At 64.9% G+C, this 16,251-nt stretch carries 10 protein-coding genes and 1 rRNA gene; 9 read left to right on the top strand and 2 right to left on the bottom strand.

What is annotated here, in order from left to right; translation table 11 throughout:
- Positions 1–43: 43 nt before the first annotated feature.
- From rrf to CAY82_RS23060, 7 genes are all read left to right on the top strand, one after another.
- Positions 44–159: ribosomal RNA gene (rrf, locus tag CAY82_RS23090) — 5S ribosomal RNA — on the top strand.
- 243 nt (positions 160–402) lie between these two features.
- Positions 403–3,885 (top strand): exodeoxyribonuclease V subunit gamma, encoded by a 3,483-nt coding sequence (recC, locus tag CAY82_RS23085; RefSeq protein ID WP_087503219.1) that lies wholly within the window; start codon positions 403–405, stop codon positions 3,883–3,885.
- Positions 3,882–7,559 (top strand): exodeoxyribonuclease V subunit beta, encoded by a 3,678-nt coding sequence (gene recB / locus CAY82_RS23080; RefSeq protein ID WP_087503218.1) that lies wholly within the window; start codon positions 3,882–3,884, stop codon positions 7,557–7,559. Before recC ends, recB begins: the two co-directional genes overlap by 4 nt.
- Positions 7,556–9,631 (top strand): exodeoxyribonuclease V subunit alpha, encoded by a 2,076-nt coding sequence (gene recD / locus CAY82_RS23075; protein ID WP_087503217.1) that lies wholly within the window; start codon positions 7,556–7,558, stop codon positions 9,629–9,631. The genes recB and recD overlap by 4 nt, the downstream gene beginning before the upstream one ends.
- Before the next feature lie 78 nt (positions 9,632–9,709).
- Positions 9,710–10,276, top strand: a complete 567-nt coding sequence (locus tag CAY82_RS23070; protein WP_087503216.1) for a YfiR family protein — start codon at positions 9,710–9,712, stop codon at positions 10,274–10,276.
- Complete coding sequence (locus tag CAY82_RS23065) at positions 10,273–11,544, top strand: diguanylate cyclase (RefSeq protein WP_087503215.1); 1,272 nt, start codon at positions 10,273–10,275, stop codon at positions 11,542–11,544. Before CAY82_RS23070 ends, CAY82_RS23065 begins: the two co-directional genes overlap by 4 nt.
- 4 nt (positions 11,545–11,548) lie before the next feature.
- On the top strand, positions 11,549–12,040 hold the full coding sequence (locus tag CAY82_RS23060) for an OmpA family protein (RefSeq protein WP_087503214.1): 492 nt from the start codon (positions 11,549–11,551) through the stop codon (positions 12,038–12,040).
- Between the two features lie 108 nt (positions 12,041–12,148).
- Here the strand turns inward: CAY82_RS23060 and CAY82_RS23055 are convergent, their stop codons facing one another.
- Positions 12,149–13,099: a LysR family transcriptional regulator gene (locus CAY82_RS23055; protein ID WP_087503213.1), complete on the bottom strand. Its 951-nt coding sequence runs from the start codon at positions 13,097–13,099 to the stop codon at positions 12,149–12,151.
- A 132-nt stretch (positions 13,100–13,231) separates the two neighbouring features.
- On the opposite strand from CAY82_RS23055, the gene CAY82_RS23050 reads away from it, so the two are divergent.
- On the top strand, positions 13,232–14,758 hold the full coding sequence (locus tag CAY82_RS23050; RefSeq protein ID WP_087503212.1) for a CoA-acylating methylmalonate-semialdehyde dehydrogenase: 1,527 nt from the start codon (positions 13,232–13,234) through the stop codon (positions 14,756–14,758).
- Positions 14,759–14,768: 10 nt separating this feature from the next.
- Positions 14,769–15,656: a 3-hydroxyisobutyrate dehydrogenase gene (gene mmsB / locus CAY82_RS23045; protein ID WP_087503211.1), complete on the top strand. Its 888-nt coding sequence runs from the start codon at positions 14,769–14,771 to the stop codon at positions 15,654–15,656.
- Between the two features lie 231 nt (positions 15,657–15,887).
- Here the strand turns inward: mmsB and CAY82_RS23040 are convergent, their stop codons facing one another.
- Positions 15,888–16,232 (bottom strand): cupin domain-containing protein, encoded by a 345-nt coding sequence (locus tag CAY82_RS23040; RefSeq protein ID WP_003258412.1) that lies wholly within the window; start codon positions 16,230–16,232, stop codon positions 15,888–15,890.
- Positions 16,233–16,251: the final 19 nt, after the last annotated feature.

The following is a 16,251-nucleotide window of genomic DNA, read 5'->3' as shown; positions in this document are numbered from 1 at the left end:
AATTCGCTGGAGTGTCTACCCAGACCTTCTGGCAACAGAATTTCTTGACGACCATAGAGCATTGGAACCACCTGATCCCATCCCGAACTCAGTAGTGAAACGATGCATCGCCGATGGTAGTGTGGGGTTTCCCCATGTGAGAGTAGGTCATCGTCAAGATTCATTTCGCAAAACCCCTATCTGCGCATGCAGGTAGGGGTTTTGTCTTTCTGGCGCAAAAACTTCCGGGCGTACGCGGTCCCTGTGGGAGCCGGTTCACCCGCGAACACCGGCAAAGCCGGTGCCATTCACCGCGCCGCCCGCTCCCACACCGATCGCGTCAGCCGGACGGCTCTCGGCCCTTTCGGGCATCCGCGTGATATTGTGCCCCCTCAGCCATCAGCGCCTGCCAGAGACCTCCCGATGCCCAACACCACCCACCTCCACCCCGGCTTCATGATCGTTCACGGCAACCGCCTCGACGATCTGCGCAGCCTGGTGGTGAGCTGGATGCGTCGCTACCCTTTGGCGCCGCTGGAAAACGAAATCGTCCTGGTGCAGAGCAATGGTATCGCCCAATGGCTCAAGCTGGCTCTCGCCGAAGACCCTCAGGAGGATGACCAGGGCGGCTGCGGCATCGCCGCAGCCATCGACGTGCAACTGCCCGGCAGCTTCATGTGGCAGCTGTACCGCAGCGTGCTGGGCCGTGACGAAATTCCCGAAGTCTCCCTGCTCGACAAGGCACCGCTGACCTGGCGCCTGATGCGCCTGCTCCCGGCCCTGATCGAGCGCCCACATTTCGAGCCGCTGCGGCGCTTTCTCACCGACGACAGCGACCTGCGCAAGCGCTACCAACTCGCTGAGCGACTGGCCGACCTTTTCGACCAGTATCAGGTCTACCGCGCCGACTGGCTCAAGGATTGGGCCGCTGGCGAGCACATCCTCAACACCGCCCGCGGCGAGCGCAAGGCGCTGCCGCCGGGCAACCGCTGGCAGGCCGAGCTATGGCGCGCATTGCTGGAAGATGTTGGCGAGCAGGGCATGGCACAGAGTCGCGCCGGGGTCCATCAGCGCTTCATCGAACGGATCAACAGCCTGGAGCAGGCACCTGCCGGTCTGCCGGCCCGGGTGATCGTATTCGGCATTTCCTCGCTGCCAGCCCAGGCCCTTGAGGCGTTGGCCGGCCTGGCACGCTTCAGCCAGGTGCTGCTGTGTGTGCACAACCCCTGTCGCCACCACTGGGCCGATATCGTTGCCGACAAGGACCTGCTGCGCCACCAGTACAAGCGCCAGCAACGCAAGCAGGGCATGCCACTGCAGCTGGACGACCAATCGCTGCACCAGCATGCCCATCCCTTGCTGGCCGCCTGGGGCAAACAAGGCCGCGACTACATCAACCTGCTCGACAGCTACGACGACCCTGGCAGTTATCAGGGCGTGTTCAGCGAGGGCCGCATCGACCTGTTCAGTGACGGTTCGCCCACCACGCTGCTCAACCAGTTGCAGGATGACATCCTCGAACTGCGCCCGCTCGCAGAAACCCGCGAGCGGTGGCATCCAGTCGACCCGGTGAAGGATCGCTCGATCCGCTTCCACATCGCCCACAGCCCGCAACGCGAAGTGGAGATCCTTCACGACCAGTTGTTGGCCCGGTTCAGCGCCGACCCTACCCTGCGCCCACGTGACGTGATCGTCATGCTGCCGGCCATCGACACCTACGCGCCGCATATTCGTGCCGTATTCGGCCAGTTGCAGCGCAACGACCCACGCTACATCCCGTTCACCCTGACCGACCAGGGCCAGCGTGGCCGCGAACCCTTGCTGATTGCCCTCGAACACCTGCTCAAGCTGCCGGACAGCCGCTTCGCGGTCAGCGAAGTGCTCGACCTGCTGGATGTGCCGGCAGTCCGCGCCCGTTTTGGCATTCGCGAAAACGATCTGCCTACGCTGCACCGCTGGATCGAGGGGGCCGGCATCCGCTGGGGCCTCAATGCCGAGCAGCGAGCCAGCCTGGGCTTGCCCGCAGGGCTTGAACAGAACAGCTGGCGGTTCGGCCTGCGACGCATGCTGCTGGGTTATGCCGTAGGCATGGGTGAGGCCTGTGACGGCATCGAACCCTACGATGAAATCGGTGGCCTGGATGCGGCACTGATCGGCCCGCTGGTCGCCTTGCTCGACGCCCTCGACGTGGCCAGCCAGGCCTTGTCCGAGCCTGCCACTGTAAGCCAGTGGGGCGAGCGCCTGCATGCCCTGCTGCAGGTGTTTTTCCTGGCCGAGGGCGAGCGCGACGAGTTTCTGCTGATGCAGTTGCAGGATCTGCGCGATAGCTGGCTTGAAGTGTGCGAGGCCGTCGGCCTGCAAGACCCACTGCCGTTGACCGTAGTGCGCGAAGCCTGGCTGTCTGGTCTTGACCAGGGCAAGTTGTCCCAGCGCTTCCTCGCCGGTTCGGTGAACTTCTGCACCCTCATGCCGATGCGCGCCATCCCGTTTCGGGTGGTATGCCTGCTGGGCATGAACGACGGCGATTACCCCCGCGCCCAGCAGCCGCTGGACTTCGACCTGATGGCCAGCGACTACCGCCCCGGTGACCGCTCGCGCCGGGAGGATGACCGCTACCTGCTGCTCGAAGCGCTGCTGTCAGCACGCGACCAGCTGTATGTCAGCTGGGTCGGGCGCAGTATCCGCGACAACAGCGAACGCCCGGCCTCGGTGCTGATCGGCCAGTTGCGCGATCACCTTGCGGCCGGCTGGCAGCTGGAAGGCGCGGAGCAGGGGCAGCCAGCAGAGCCGGGCGAGCGACTGCTGCACGCACTGACCCAGGAACACCCGCTGCAACCGTTCAGCCTACGCTACTTCCAGAAGGACAGCCCGCTGTTCAGCTTTGCCCACGAATGGCAGGTACTGCACCATCACTGCCAGGAAGACGAGCAGGGTGATCCCGGCCTGCCGCCTTATCATGCCGATGAGGCCTTGAGCCTGACCCAGTTGAGTGATTTCCTTCGCCAGCCGGTGCGGCACTTCTTCAGCCAGCGTCTGAAGGTGTACTTCGAAGCACTGGAAGCACCAACCCCGGACGAAGAGCCCTTCGTCCTCGACACCCTGCAACGCTACGGCGCCAGTGAAAGCCTGCTCGGTGCAGCGCTGGTCGACCCCGACAATGCCGAACAGGCCCTGCAGGCCCAGGCCCGGCGCTTGCAGGCCAGTGGCGTGTTGCCGCTGGCCGGTTTCGGCGAACTGCTGCAGCGCGAGCTGATCGAGCCCCTGCCGGACTTACTACAACGCCACCGCCAGTTATTGCAACGCTGGCCACTGCCGGTCGAGGGCGCATTGCCGGTGCACTTCGAGCACGGCCCGCACCGCCTCGAAGGCTGGCTGGGCCGGGTGTTCCAGGCAGATGACCAGAGCCTGCTCAGCATCACCACCGTACCCAACACCATCAGCGCCGGGCGTAACGCCCTCAAGTGGCACCGCCTGATCGCGCCCTGGGTCACGCACCTGGCGGCCTGTGCGGCTGGCTACCCCTATAACAGCGCGCTGGTAGCCAGCGACCTGACCTTGTTGCTTGCGCCACTGCCGCAAGCGCAGGCGGCGCAACTGCTGGGCGACCTGCTGGTAGCCCGTCAGGCGGCGATGAATGCGCCGTTGCCGGTCGCGGCCAAGTCCGCGTTCGCCTGGCTGGCCCAGGACGATAGCGACAAAGCCCTGGCTGCTGCAGCCCGCGCCTACGAAGGTGACGGGCGCACCAGCTTCGGCGAGCGCAGTGAAAGCATCGCCCTGGCCCGCCAGTTCCGCGACTTTGCCGCACTCACCGCTGATGAAACCTTCGAAGGCTGGTGCGAAGCCTTGTACCGTCCATTGTTCAACGCCCCGTGGCAGACCCTGGGCAACCCGGAGAAAGGCGCATGACCCAGGACCGTCCCCTGGCACTGAGTTTCCCCCTGCATGGCAGCCAGCTGATCGAGGCCAGCGCCGGCACGGGCAAGACCTTCACCATTTCGGCGCTGTACCTGCGCCTGATCCTCGGTCATGGGGGCGAGCAGGGCTTCGACCGCGAGCTGCTGCCACCGCAAATCCTCGTGGTGACCTTCACCGACGCTGCCACCAAAGAGCTGCGCGAACGTATCCGCGCCCGCTTGGCCGAAGCTGCGAGGTTCTTCCGTGGCGAGCTGGAGGCGGCCGACCCGCTGCTGCACCAACTGCGTGACGACTACCCGGAAGAAGCCTGGCCACGCTGTGCCGGCCGTCTGGAAATTGCCGTGCAGTGGATGGACGAGGCTGCGGTTTCGACCATTCACGGCTGGTGCCAGCGCATGCTGCGCGAACATGCTTTCGACAGCGGCAGCCTGTTCACCCAGACCCTGGAAACCGACCATAGCGAGCTGCTGGGTCAGGTCATGCGCGACTACTGGCGGCGCTTCTGCTACGGCATGCAAGGCGACGCGCTGGCCTGGGTGCGCGGCCACTGGGGCAGCCCCGACGCCTTGCTGCCGCGGATTCGCCCGCTGTTCGGTCGCGTGCGCGCTCAGCAGGACGGGCCAGAGCCGGCGGCACTGATCCAGGCATCGCTGCAGCAGCGCGACGAGCAGTTGGCTCGGCTCAAGGCGCCCTGGGTGCAGTGGGCCGAGGAATTGCGGCAGATCTGCCGTGATGCGCTGGCCGCCAAACAGGTCGACGGCCGCAAGATGCAGGCCCGTTACTTCGAGCCCTGGTTCGACAAGCTCTGCGCCTGGGCCGCAGACGAACAACTGGTGGAACTCGACCTGGGCACCGGCTTCATGCGCCTAACCCCGGCGGGCATGGCCGAAGCCTGGAAGGGAGAGCCACCCGAGCACCCGGCGCTCCATGCCATGCAGAGCTTGCCGCAACAGTTGCAGGCCCTGGACAGCCCGGACGCCCCCCTGCTCGAACATGCCGCCAGCTGGGTATCGGCACGCTTCGAAGTGGAGAAGCGCCGGCGTGCGGAAATGGGCTTTGACGACATGCTTCTGCGCCTGCAGCACGCCCTGGCCAGTGAGGCTGGCGAGCGCCTGGCCAGCCTGATCCGAGAACAGTTCCCGGTGGCGTTGATCGACGAGTTCCAGGACACCGACCCGGTGCAGTACGGCATCTTCGAGCGCATCTACCAGATCAGCGAAAACCGCACCGAAACCGGCCTGTTCATGATCGGCGACCCCAAGCAGGCGATCTATGCCTTCCGTGGCGCCGATATCTACACCTACCTCGCCGCCCGGCGTGCCACGAGTGGTCGCCTGCATAGCCTGGACACCAACTACCGCTCCAGCAAGGCCATGGTCGCTGCCGTCAACCAGGTGTTCCTGCAGGCAGAGGCGCGTGAAGCAGGGCGCGGTGCATTTCTGTTCCGCGAGGCCGATGACAACCCGCTGCCGTTCATCGAGGTCCACGCCAAAGGCCGTGGCGAGCAGCTGTTGATCGACGGTGAAGTCTGTGCAGCCTTGCAATGCTGGCATCTGGAAAGCGAAGAGCCGGTCTCCGGCAGCGTTTACCGACAGCAACTCGCAGCCAGTTGCGCCAGCCATATCGTCGCCTTGCTAAATGGTGGCCAGCAGGGCACGGCAGGTTTCCAGAGTGCCGAGGGGGAACTGCGCCCCTGCCTGCCATCGGACATCGCCATCCTGGTGCGCGACGGCCATGAAGCGCAGATGATCCGCGCCGAACTGGCCGCGCGCCAGGTGCGTAGTGTGTACCTGTCCGACAAGGACTCGGTATTCGCTGCCCAGGAAGCCCACGACCTGCTGGCCTGGCTCAAGGCCTGCGCCGAGCCCGACTCGGAGCGCCTGCTCAAGGCCGCCCTGGCCAGCCTCACCCTCGATCTGTCACTGGCTGCGCTGGACCGCATGAACCAGGACGAGCGGGTCTGGGAGGACTGGGTCATGCGTTTTCGTCGTTACCGCGACACCTGGCAGCGACAGGGCGTGCTGCCAATGCTGCGGCACCTGCTGCATGACTTCCAGCTGCCGCGCACGCTGATCCGTCGCAGCGATGGCGAGCGGGTGCTGACCAACCTGCTGCACCTGGCCGAGCTGCTGCAGCAGGCTGCTGGCGAACTGGACGGCGAACAGGCGCTGATCCGCCATCTGGCCGAGCACCTGGCCAGTTCTGGCCAGGCCGGTGAAGAGCAGATCCTGCGTCTGGAGAGTGACGAGCAGTTGGTGAAAGTGGTGACCATTCACAAGTCCAAGGGCCTGGAATACCCGTTGGTCTACCTGCCGTTCATCTGCACCAGCAAACCGGTGGACGGCAGCCGCCTGCCGCTGGCCTGGCATGACAGCCAGGGCAACGCTCATCTCACCCTCACGCCGGACCAGGAACAGATCGACCGCGCCGACGACGAGCGCCTGGCCGAAGACCTACGCCTGCTCTATGTGGCGCTGACCCGCGCCCAGCATGCCTGTTGGCTGGGTGTCGCCGACCTCAAGCGCGGCAACCAGAAGAGCTCGCAACTGCACCGCTCGGCGTTCGGCTACCTGCTGGGTGGCGGCCTCGCCTTGCCGGGCTCGCAGCAACTGACGGACTGGTTGCAGGCCTTGGCCGCGACCTGCCCGCACATCAGCTGCCCGGGTCTGCCGCAGGCGGATGAACAGGTGTATCGCATGCCGCACGCCGAACGCGAGTTGCTGCCTGCCCGCAAGCCTCGCCGTGCGGCGGGGGCCGAGCATTGGTGGATCGCCTCGTACAGTGCCCTGCGCGTCGGCGACCAGACCCTCGGTGCCGACAGCTCCCAGGCCCAGCAGTTACTGGATGATGAAGTGGTCGATACCCAGGTGCTGCGCGAGGTCCCGGTAGACAGTGGCGATATCCACCGCTTCCCGCGCGGGCCCAACCCCGGGACTTTCCTGCATGGCTTGCTGGAGTGGGTTGGCCGCGAGGGTTTCAGACAGGTCAGCGGCAATGCACAGCTGATCGAGCGAACCGTTGGCCAGCGCTGCAACCGTCGTGACTGGACCGGCTGGATTCCCACCCTGACCCACTGGCTGCAGCGCCTGCTGGGCGAAGCGCTGCCGTTGCCGGGCAAAGATCTCAGTGTGACGCTCGGTCAGTTGCGCCACTACCAGATCGAAATGGAGTTCTGGTTCGCCAGCCACCAGGTCGATGCCGAACAAATCGACCGCCTGGTGGCGCGCCACACCCACCTCGGCCTGGCACGCCCGGCGGCGCAGCCGACCGTGCTCAACGGCATGTTCAAAGGTTTCATCGACCTGGCCTTCGAACTGGACGGGCGTTACTACGTGACCGACTACAAGTCCAACTGGCTTGGCCCGGACGTCCAGGCCTACGATGCCCAGGCCATGGAAAAGGCCATCCTCGAACATCGCTACGACTTGCAGTACGTGCTGTACCTGCTGGCCCTGCACCGCCAGTTGCGCGCCCGCCTGCCGGACTACGACTACGACCGCCATGTCGGCGGTGCCCTGTTCATCTTCCTGCGAGGAGCCAGCAGTAGCGGCCACGGCGTTTACCATGCCAAGCCACCGCGTGAGCTGATCGAAAGCCTCGATGCGCTGTTCCGTGGTGAGCACCCGCCGGCACAGCAGGACCTGTTTGCCGGAGCCGTGATATGAGCCGAAGCCTCGTCGACCTGTTGCCCACCCCGCTGCATGCTGAGCACCTGCTCGCACTGGCGCCACAGCATGACAGCAGCGACCTGCTGCAACTGCTCGACCGCTGGGTAGAACGGGGCTGGCTGCGCGCCCTGGACCGTGCATTCGTATCGTTCCTGGAAGAGCGAGCTCCCGGTAGTGACCCCCTGCTGTTGCTGGCCGCCGCCCTGGCCAGCCACCAACTGGGCCACGGCCATGTCTGCCTCGACCTGCAGCAAACCCTGGCCGAGCCCGACTTCGCCTTGTCGTTGCCGCCCGAAGGCGACGCCTTGACCGGCCCCTTGCTGCTGCCCTCGCAATTGCTGGCCAACCTCGACCTGCACGCCTGGCGCCAGCGCATTGCTGGCAGCCCGCTGGTGGCCGCCGGCGATACCCCGGGCCAGCAAGCGAGGCCTCTGGTGCTCAGCGGTGAGCGCCTGTACCTGCGCCGTTACTGGAGTTACGAGCGGCGCATCGATCATACGCTGCGCCAGCGCCTGACCCAGGCCGAAGCGCCTCCGGCCGACCTGCCTGGCCGCCTGACGCAGCTGTTCGACGGTGGTGCGCCGGCTGGCCAGGTGGACTGGCAGAAGCTCGCCTGCGCCCTGGCCACCCGGGCCGGCTTCAGCATCATCACCGGCGGCCCCGGCACGGGTAAGACAACTACCGTGGTGCGCCTGCTGGCCTTGCTGCAGGCGCCGGCGGTGGAGCAGGGCAGGCCGTTGCGCATTCGCCTGGCCGCGCCGACCGGCAAGGCGGCCGCGCGCCTGACCGAATCCATTGGCCAGCAGGTCGAGCGCCTGCAGGTCAGCGCCGAGGTGCGCGGGCAGATTCCTACCGAGGTCAGCACTGTGCATCGCCTGCTTGGTAGCCGCCCCGGTTCGCGTCACTTCCGCCACCATGCCGGCAACCCGCTGCCGTTGGACGTGCTGGTGGTCGACGAAGCGTCGATGATCGACCTTGAAATGATGGCCAACCTGCTCGATGCCCTGCCGCCACGGGCACGACTGGTGCTGCTGGGTGACAAGGACCAGTTGGCCTCGGTCGAGGCCGGCGCGGTACTGGGCGACCTGTGCCGGGATGCCGAGGAGGGCTGTTACTCGCCGGCGACTGAGGCATGGCTGGAACAGATCGGTGGCGAGTCGCTGGCGGGCAGTGGTCTCAAGGCCGGCGATGAGCAGCGCAACCCGTTGGCCCAGCAGGTGGTGATGCTGCGCTTCTCGCGACGTTTCGGCGAAGGCAGCGGTATTGGCCAGTTGGCCCGACTGGTCAACCGCCAGGACTCCCATGCGGCGCGCAACCTGCTGGCCACGCCGCCGCCCGACGTGCACAGCCTGGCCCTGAAGCACGAGCAGGACCGCGCCTTCGACCGCCTGTTGCTCGACGGCCTCAACCGCGGCAGCGACGGCCCGCAGGGTTACCGCAACTATTTGCGTACTCTTGGCCGTTTCCGCCCGGCACTCGATACCGCCGTTGACGACCCCGCGTGGGAGCGGTGGGCGGGCAAGGTGCTGCACAGCTTCGAGGACTTCCAGCTGCTGTGCGCGGTACGCCGGGGCGCCTGGGGTGTCGAAGGCCTCAACGAGCGGGTGACGCGGGTGCTGCACAACGCCGGACTGATCGACAGCCAGCAGCCCTGGTACGAAGGGCGTCCGGTGCTGGTGACCCGCAACGACTACGGCCTGGGCCTGATGAACGGCGACATCGGCATCGCCCTGCGCCTGCCGGATGAGCGCGGCGAACCCCTGCTACGCGTGGCCTTCCCGCGTAACGACGGCAGTGGCGGCGTGCGCTTCGTCTTGCCCAGCCGGTTGAATGAAGTGGAAACGGTATTCGCCATGACCGTGCACAAGTCCCAGGGCTCGGAGTTCAGCCACACCGCGCTGGTGCTGCCGGATGCGCTCAACCCGGTGCTGACCAAGGAGCTGGTATACACCGGCATCACCCGCGCCAAGCACTGTTTCAGCCTGGTCGAGCCTCGCCAGGGTATTTTCGAAGAAGCGGTCGCACGCAAGGTACGGCGTATTTCCGGGTTGATGCTGGAGCAGGTCTGACTCTGGGCAGTCCTCTGTAGGAGCGGCCTTGTGCTATCGTTGCGCCGATATCGGAAAGGACCTTAAGAGATTTCCCAAATGAACGTGGCCGCCAGGCGAGGGACAAGTTGTGCGCTTTCGCTATTGCTGGCTGCCCTGTTTCTTTCCGCGGGCCCGGCCCAGGCAGACCCCGCCATGACTGCCGCCCAGGCGCAGCAACGTGCCAAGGCCGTCACCCAGGTGGTGCTGGGCATCTTCAGCTATGCCCGCTGGCCCGTCGAACCCTCGCCGTTGCGCCTGTGCCTGGTCGGCCCGACCGAATACGCCGATGACCTGATCAAAGGCCATGTGCAGGAGTCCGGCCGACCGCTGCAGGTGCGGCGGCTGCTGGCAGACGATAGTCAGGTCGCCCAGGCCTGCGACGCTATCTACATTGGCAAACTTGACCAGGGCCAGCGCGACCGGCTATTCGAGCGCATCAGTGGCCACCCGGTGCTGAGCATCAGCGAAGCAGACGACCCGTGCACGGTCGGCAGCCTGTTCTGCTTGCGGGTCAGCGACCAGCAGGTTGCCTTTGAAGTCAACCTAGACTCGGTGGCACGCTCCGGCGTGCGTATTCACCCCAGCGTGCTGCAATTGTCGCGGCGCCGGGCGGTGCAGCCATGAAACCGACCCGCAAGCGCGGCATGCGCCCAACCCTGCGCTCGGTGCTGGGCCGTGGCCACCTCAGCGTCGCCTTGCTCGCCGTGGGGCTGGCCGGTATTTCCCTGACCCTGCTGGGTGTGCTCGCCCTGCGCGTCTACGCCAACGACAACCTGCACCTGATCGCCCGCTCGATCAGCTACACCGTGGAAGCGGCGGTGGTGTTTGACGACAGCGCTGCGGCCAATGAATCGCTGGCGCTGATTGCCAGTACCGAGGAAGTGGCCGAAGCCAGGGTTTTCAACAACGAAGGCGAGCAACTGGCACATTGGCGGCGCAGCGATGCCGGTGTGCTCGCGCGGCTGGAGGCGCAGGTTGCCAGCGCCTTGCTGGATAAGCCAGTCAACCTGCCGATCGCGCACCAGCACCAGCAGGTCGGGCGCATCGAACTGGTCGGCCAGGGCCGTAGCCTGTTGCTGTTCCTGCTCAGTGGGTTGGCTGGCATCCTGTTCTGCACGGTGCTCAGTGCCTTGGCCGCCCAATACCTGTCGCGGCGTCTGCTCAGCGATATCGTCCGCCCACTGCGCGGCCTGGCCAGTGTCGCCCACGCTGCCCGTCGCGAGCGCAGTTTCGACCGGCGCGTGCCGGAAGCGCCGATTGCCGAGCTCAACGAACTGGGCAATGACTTCAACGCCCTGCTGGACGAGCTGGAGGTGTGGCACAGCCACCTGCAGAACGAAAACCAGACCCTGGCTCACCAGGCCAGCCACGATAGCCTGACCGGCCTGCCCAACCGCGCCTTCTTCGAAGGACGCCTGAACCGTAGCGTGCGCAATGCCGAACGGCAGCAGGATCATCTGGCGGTGCTGTTCCTCGACAGCGACCACTTCAAGCAGATCAACGACACCCTCGGCCATGCGGCGGGGGACGAAGTGCTGATCAGTGTGGCCGACCGCGTGCGCGCCCAGCTACGCGAGCACGACCTGATGGCGCGCCTGGGGGGTGACGAGTTCGCCGTGCTGCTGACGCCTTTGCATTCGCGCCAGGACGCCGAGGACATTGCCGAGAAGATCGTTGCCAGCATGAAGTTGCCGGTGCAGCTGGACAGTGGCCGCAGTATCGCCACTTCGTTGAGTGTCGGTATTGCCTATTACCCGGATGACGGCGCTGACCCCGGCAGTCTTCTGAATGCTGCCGATGCGGCGATGTACCAGGCCAAGCGCAAACGCCGTGGCCATTGGCAAGTGGCGCAGACGGAACGGTCCGCCAGCGAAATCAAGAACAGGAGTTGAACTCGTGATACAGGTTTTGCGTTTCCCCTTTTGGGCCTTGTTGCTCGCCGTGCTGGCGCTGACCGGCTGCCAGAGCAATCCGCCCAAAGGCCTGACCGCCGAACAGATTGCCGTGCTCAAGCGTGAAGGCTTTACCCCGACCGACGAAGGCTGGGCCTACGATTTGTCCGGCAAGGTGCTGTTCGGCAGCGACCTGGACAGCCTCAACAGCCAGAGCCAGGCGATTGTCGAGCGTATTGGCAAGGCGCTGCTCGGCGTTGGCATCCAGGGCGTGCGGGTGGACGGGCACGCCGACGCGTCGGGCAAGGCGGCGTATAACCAGCAGTTGTCCGAGCGCCGGGCGCAGAGCGTGGCCAAGGCGCTGGTCGAGGTGGGCATGCAGGCGCAGAACATCCAGTCCCGTGGCCTTGGCAGTAGCCAGCCGGTGGCGGACAACCGCACCAGCGCCGGGCGTACCGAGAACCGGCGCGTGTCCATTGTGGTGGCTTCCTATTGACCGCAGCCTACGGGCTATCAGATACCCCTGTGGGGTTCTGCGTTACCCGGAATTCGCGGTCCCTTGTAGGAGCGGCCTTGTGTCGCGAAAGGGCTGCAGAGCAGCCCCTCATTCCTGAGCAAACCGCATCTCCCGGGTCTCTCCCATCAACAACGGTGCATTCGCCTCCGTCACCCCGCGAATGTAATCCCACAACAGGGTAATCCGTTTCAACTTCCTCAAATCCTCCCGGCAATACATCCAGAACTGCCGCGTCACTTCGATCTCTTCCGGCAACACCGTCACCAGCCGCGGGTCCTGCGCCGCCAGGAAGCACGGCAAGATCGCCAGCCCACGCCCCTGCAACGCTGCCGTGTACTGCGCAATCACGCTGGTACTGCGCAAATGCGCGCTGGCGCTGGGGATCAGGTTGGCCAGGTACAGCAGCTCCGAACTGAACGCCAGGTCGTCCACGTAACTGATGAACGGGTGCCTGGCCAGGTCCGCGATCTGCTGGATCGGTGCGTGGTTGTCCAGGTAGTCCTGGGTCGCGTACAGCCGCAAGCGGTAGTCGCACAGCTTGCAGCACACATAAGGGCCGTGTTCCGGCCGCTCCAGGGCAATGACGATGTCCGCCTCGCGCTTGGACAGGCTGATGAAGTGCGGCAGCGGCAGGATATCCACCGAAATCGCCGGGTAGGCATCGACGAAGTGGCTTAGCTGCGGGGTGACGAAGAAGCTGCCGAAGCCTTCGGTGCAGCCCATGCGCACGTGCCCCGACAACGCCACGCCCGACCCGGACACCTGCTCGCAGGCCATGTGCAGCGTGCTCTCGATCGACTCGGCATAGCCCAGCAGGCGTTGGCCCTCGGCGGTGAGGACAAAGCCGTTGGTCCGGGATTTCTCGAACAGCAAGGTGCCCAGTGCCCCCTCCAGCGAGCTGATGCGCCGCGACACGGTGGTGTAGTCCACGCTCAGGCGCTTGGCGGCGCTGCTGGCCTTGCGGGTACGCGCCACTTCAAGGAAGAACTTCAGGTCGTCCCAGTTGAGTGTGCTCAGGGATGTGAGGTCTTTTTGCATGATGATCCGGTTTTTTTGTGCGTTCTTGTTGGATGTTTGCACATCTATACTCGAAACAAGCCTCAGGACGCCACCTCGCGTTTGCCCGGCAATGGCGATCTCGTCCCGACAATAATTCCAAGGAGAACGCAGATGAACGCACCGCAATCCCCTAACCAGACCAAAATCGAGCAGGTCAAGCTGCTGATCGACGGCCAATGGGTCGAGTCCAAGACCACCGAATGGCGCGACATCGTCAACCCGGCTACCCAAGAAGTGCTGGCGCGCGTACCGTTCGCCACCGTCGAAGAAGTCGACGCAGCCGTCGCCGCTGCCCACCGCGCCTTCCAGACCTGGCGTAACACGCCGATCGGCGCGCGCATGCGCATCATGCTCAAGCTGCAGGCGCTGATCCGCGAACACACCAAACGCATCGCCCAGGTCCTCAGTGCCGAGCAGGGCAAGACCCTGGCCGACGCCGAAGGCGATATCTTCCGCGGCCTGGAAGTGGTCGAGCACGCCGCCTCCATCGGCACCCTGCAGATGGGCGAATTCGCCGAGAACGTTGCCGGCGGCGTCGACACCTACACCCTGCGCCAGCCGATCGGCGTGTGCGCCGGCATCACCCCGTTCAACTTCCCGGCGATGATCCCGTTGTGGATGTTCCCGATGGCCATCGTCTGCGGCAACACCTTCGTGCTCAAACCGTCCGAGCAAGACCCGCTGTCGACCATGCTGCTGGTCGAACTGGCGCTGGAAGCCGGCATACCGGCTGGCGTGCTCAACGTGGTGCACGGCGGCAAGCAGGTGGTGGATGCCATTTGCACCCACCAGGACATCAAGGCGATTTCCTTCGTCGGCTCCACCGAAGTGGGCACCCACGTGTACAACCTGGGCAGCCAGCACGGCAAGCGCGTGCAATCGATGATGGGCGCCAAGAACCACGCGGTGGTGCTGCCTGATGCCAACCGCACGCAAACCGTCAATGCCCTGGTCGGTGCCGCCTTCGGCGCGGCGGGCCAGCGCTGCATGGCCACCTCGGTGGCGGTGTTGGTGGGCAAGGCCCGCGAATGGCTGCCGGACATCAAGGAAGCGGCCAGCAAACTCAAGGTCAGTGCCGGCTGCGAGCCAGGTACCGATGTCGGCCCGGTGGTTTCCAAGCGCGCCAAGGAGCGTGTGCTGGGCCTGATCGAAAGCGGCATCAAGGAAGGCGCCAAGCTGGAACTCGATGGTCGTGACGTCAAGGTGCCTGGTTACGAGCAAGGCAATTTCGTCGGCCCGACCCTGTTCTCGGGCGTGAAGACCGACATGCAGGTTTACACCCAGGAAATCTTCGGCCCGGTGCTGGTGACCCTGGAGGTCGACACCCTCGACGAGGCCATTGCCCTGGTCAATGCCAACCCGTTCGGTAACGGTACCGGCCTGTTCACCCAGAGCGGCGCGGCAGCGCGTAAGTTCCAGAGCGAAATCGACGTCGGCCAGGTCGGTATCAACATCCCGATCCCGGTACCGGTACCGTTCTTCAGCTTCACCGGCTCGCGTGGCTCCAAGCTCGGCGACCTCGGCCCGTACGGCAAGCAAGTGGTGCAGTTCTACACTCAGACCAAGACCGTCACCGCCCGCTGGTTCGATGACGACAGTGTCAACGATGGTGTGAACACCACCATCAGCCTGCGCTAAGGAGAGAGTCATGCGTATCGCATTCATTGGCCTGGGCAACATGGGCGCACCCATGGCCCGCAACCTGATCAAGGCCGGGCACCAACTGAACCTGTTCGACCTGAACAAGGCCGTGCTGGCCGAGCTGGCAGAACTGGGCGGGCAGGTCAGCCCGTCGCCCAAGGACGCGGCGGCCAACAGCGAGCTGGTGATCACCATGCTGCCGGCTGCTGCCCATGTGCGCAGCGTGTACCTGAACGAAGACGGTGTGTTGGCGGGTATTCGCCCAGGCACACCGACCGTGGATTGCAGCACCATCGACCCGCAGACGGCGCGTGATGTGTCCAAGGCCGCAGCGGCCAAGGGCGTGGACATGGGCGATGCGCCGGTGTCCGGTGGCACCGGCGGCGCGGCGGCAGGCACCCTGACCTTCATGGTCGGTGCCAGCGCCGAGCTGTTCGCCACCCTCAAGCCGGTACTGGAGCAGATGGGCCGCAACATCGTGCACTGCGGTGAAGTCGGCACCGGGCAGATCGCCAAGATCTGCAACAACCTGCTGCTGGGCATCTCGATGATCGGCGTGTCCGAGGCCATGGCCCTGGGCAACGCGCTGGGCATCGACACCAAGGTGCTGGCCGGCATCATCAATAGTTCTACCGGGCGTTGCTGGAGTTCGGACACCTACAACCCGTGGCCGGGCATCATCGAGACTGCACCGGCATCGCGTGGCTATACCGGTGGCTTTGGCGCCGAGCTGATGCTCAAGGACCTGGGGCTGGCCACCGAGGCAGCACGGCAGGCACATCAACCGGTGATCCTGGGTGCCGTGGCCCAGCAGCTGTACCAGGCCATGAGCCTGCGCGGCGAGGGTGGCAAGGACTTCTCGGCGATCGTCGAGGGTTATCGCAAGAAGGATTGACGCAAGAGGTGGGCTTCATCGCGGGCCAGGCGGCCTTCCCTCTGTAACTGCGCACCAGAGGGAAGGGCGTCTGATCCGCGATTTTTTTTGCCCGAGTGCCAGGCCTGGATCAGTTTGTAGGAGCAGCCTTGTGCTGCGAAGAGGCCAGTCACGGCAACACAAGTGCTGAGCCGGGGCAGGCCTCTTCGCAGCACAAGGCTGCTCCTACAGGGCTATGTGTGGTTTGTGGAATCAGGCAAAGACAAAGTACTTGCGCACGGTCTCGACCACTTCCCAGGTGCCTTTCATCCCCGGTTCGATCACGAACACATCACCCGCTTTCAGGTGCTTCGGCTCTTCGCCTTCCGGAGTGATGATGCAGTAGCCATCGAGGAAGTGGCAGAACTCCCACTTCTCGTAGTTGACCTCGAACTTGCCCGGGGTGCAGATCCAGGTGCCCATGATCTTGCTGCCGTCGGCCGACAGGTAGGCATTGAGGTTGACGGTGTGCGGATCGCCGCCGATGCGCTTCCACTTGGTGGCGTCCACGACCGGCGTCGGGCAGGTTTCGCGCAGGACGGTGATGAAATCGGACATGGCACAACTCCTGGTGACT

Source organism: Pseudomonas sp. SID14000 (genome assembly GCF_002165135.1).
In the GTDB taxonomy this organism is placed as follows: Bacteria; Pseudomonadota; Gammaproteobacteria; order Pseudomonadales; family Pseudomonadaceae; genus Aquipseudomonas.
This window is presented reverse-complemented; position numbering and strand designations above follow the sequence as displayed.

What these genes read in the sequence shown, in the direction of transcription:
- CAY82_RS23040 (WP_003258412.1), bottom strand. Translation starts at nt 16,232, where the DNA reads ATGTCCGATTTCATCACCGTCCTGCGCGAAACCTGCCCGACGCCGGTC.
- recB (WP_087503218.1), top strand. Translation starts at nt 3,882, where the DNA reads ATGACCCAGGACCGTCCCCTGGCACTGAGTTTCCCCCTGCATGGCAGC.
- CAY82_RS23065 (WP_087503215.1), top strand. Translation starts at nt 10,273, where the DNA reads ATGAAACCGACCCGCAAGCGCGGCATGCGCCCAACCCTGCGCTCGGTG.
- CAY82_RS23055 (WP_087503213.1), bottom strand. Translation starts at nt 13,099, where the DNA reads ATGCAAAAAGACCTCACATCCCTGAGCACACTCAACTGGGACGACCTG.
- CAY82_RS23050 (WP_087503212.1), top strand. Translation starts at nt 13,232, where the DNA reads ATGAACGCACCGCAATCCCCTAACCAGACCAAAATCGAGCAGGTCAAG.
- recC (WP_087503219.1), top strand. Translation starts at nt 403, where the DNA reads ATGCCCAACACCACCCACCTCCACCCCGGCTTCATGATCGTTCACGGC.
- CAY82_RS23070 (WP_087503216.1), top strand. Translation starts at nt 9,710, where the DNA reads ATGAACGTGGCCGCCAGGCGAGGGACAAGTTGTGCGCTTTCGCTATTG.
- recD (WP_087503217.1), top strand. Translation starts at nt 7,556, where the DNA reads ATGAGCCGAAGCCTCGTCGACCTGTTGCCCACCCCGCTGCATGCTGAG.
- mmsB (WP_087503211.1), top strand. Translation starts at nt 14,769, where the DNA reads ATGCGTATCGCATTCATTGGCCTGGGCAACATGGGCGCACCCATGGCC.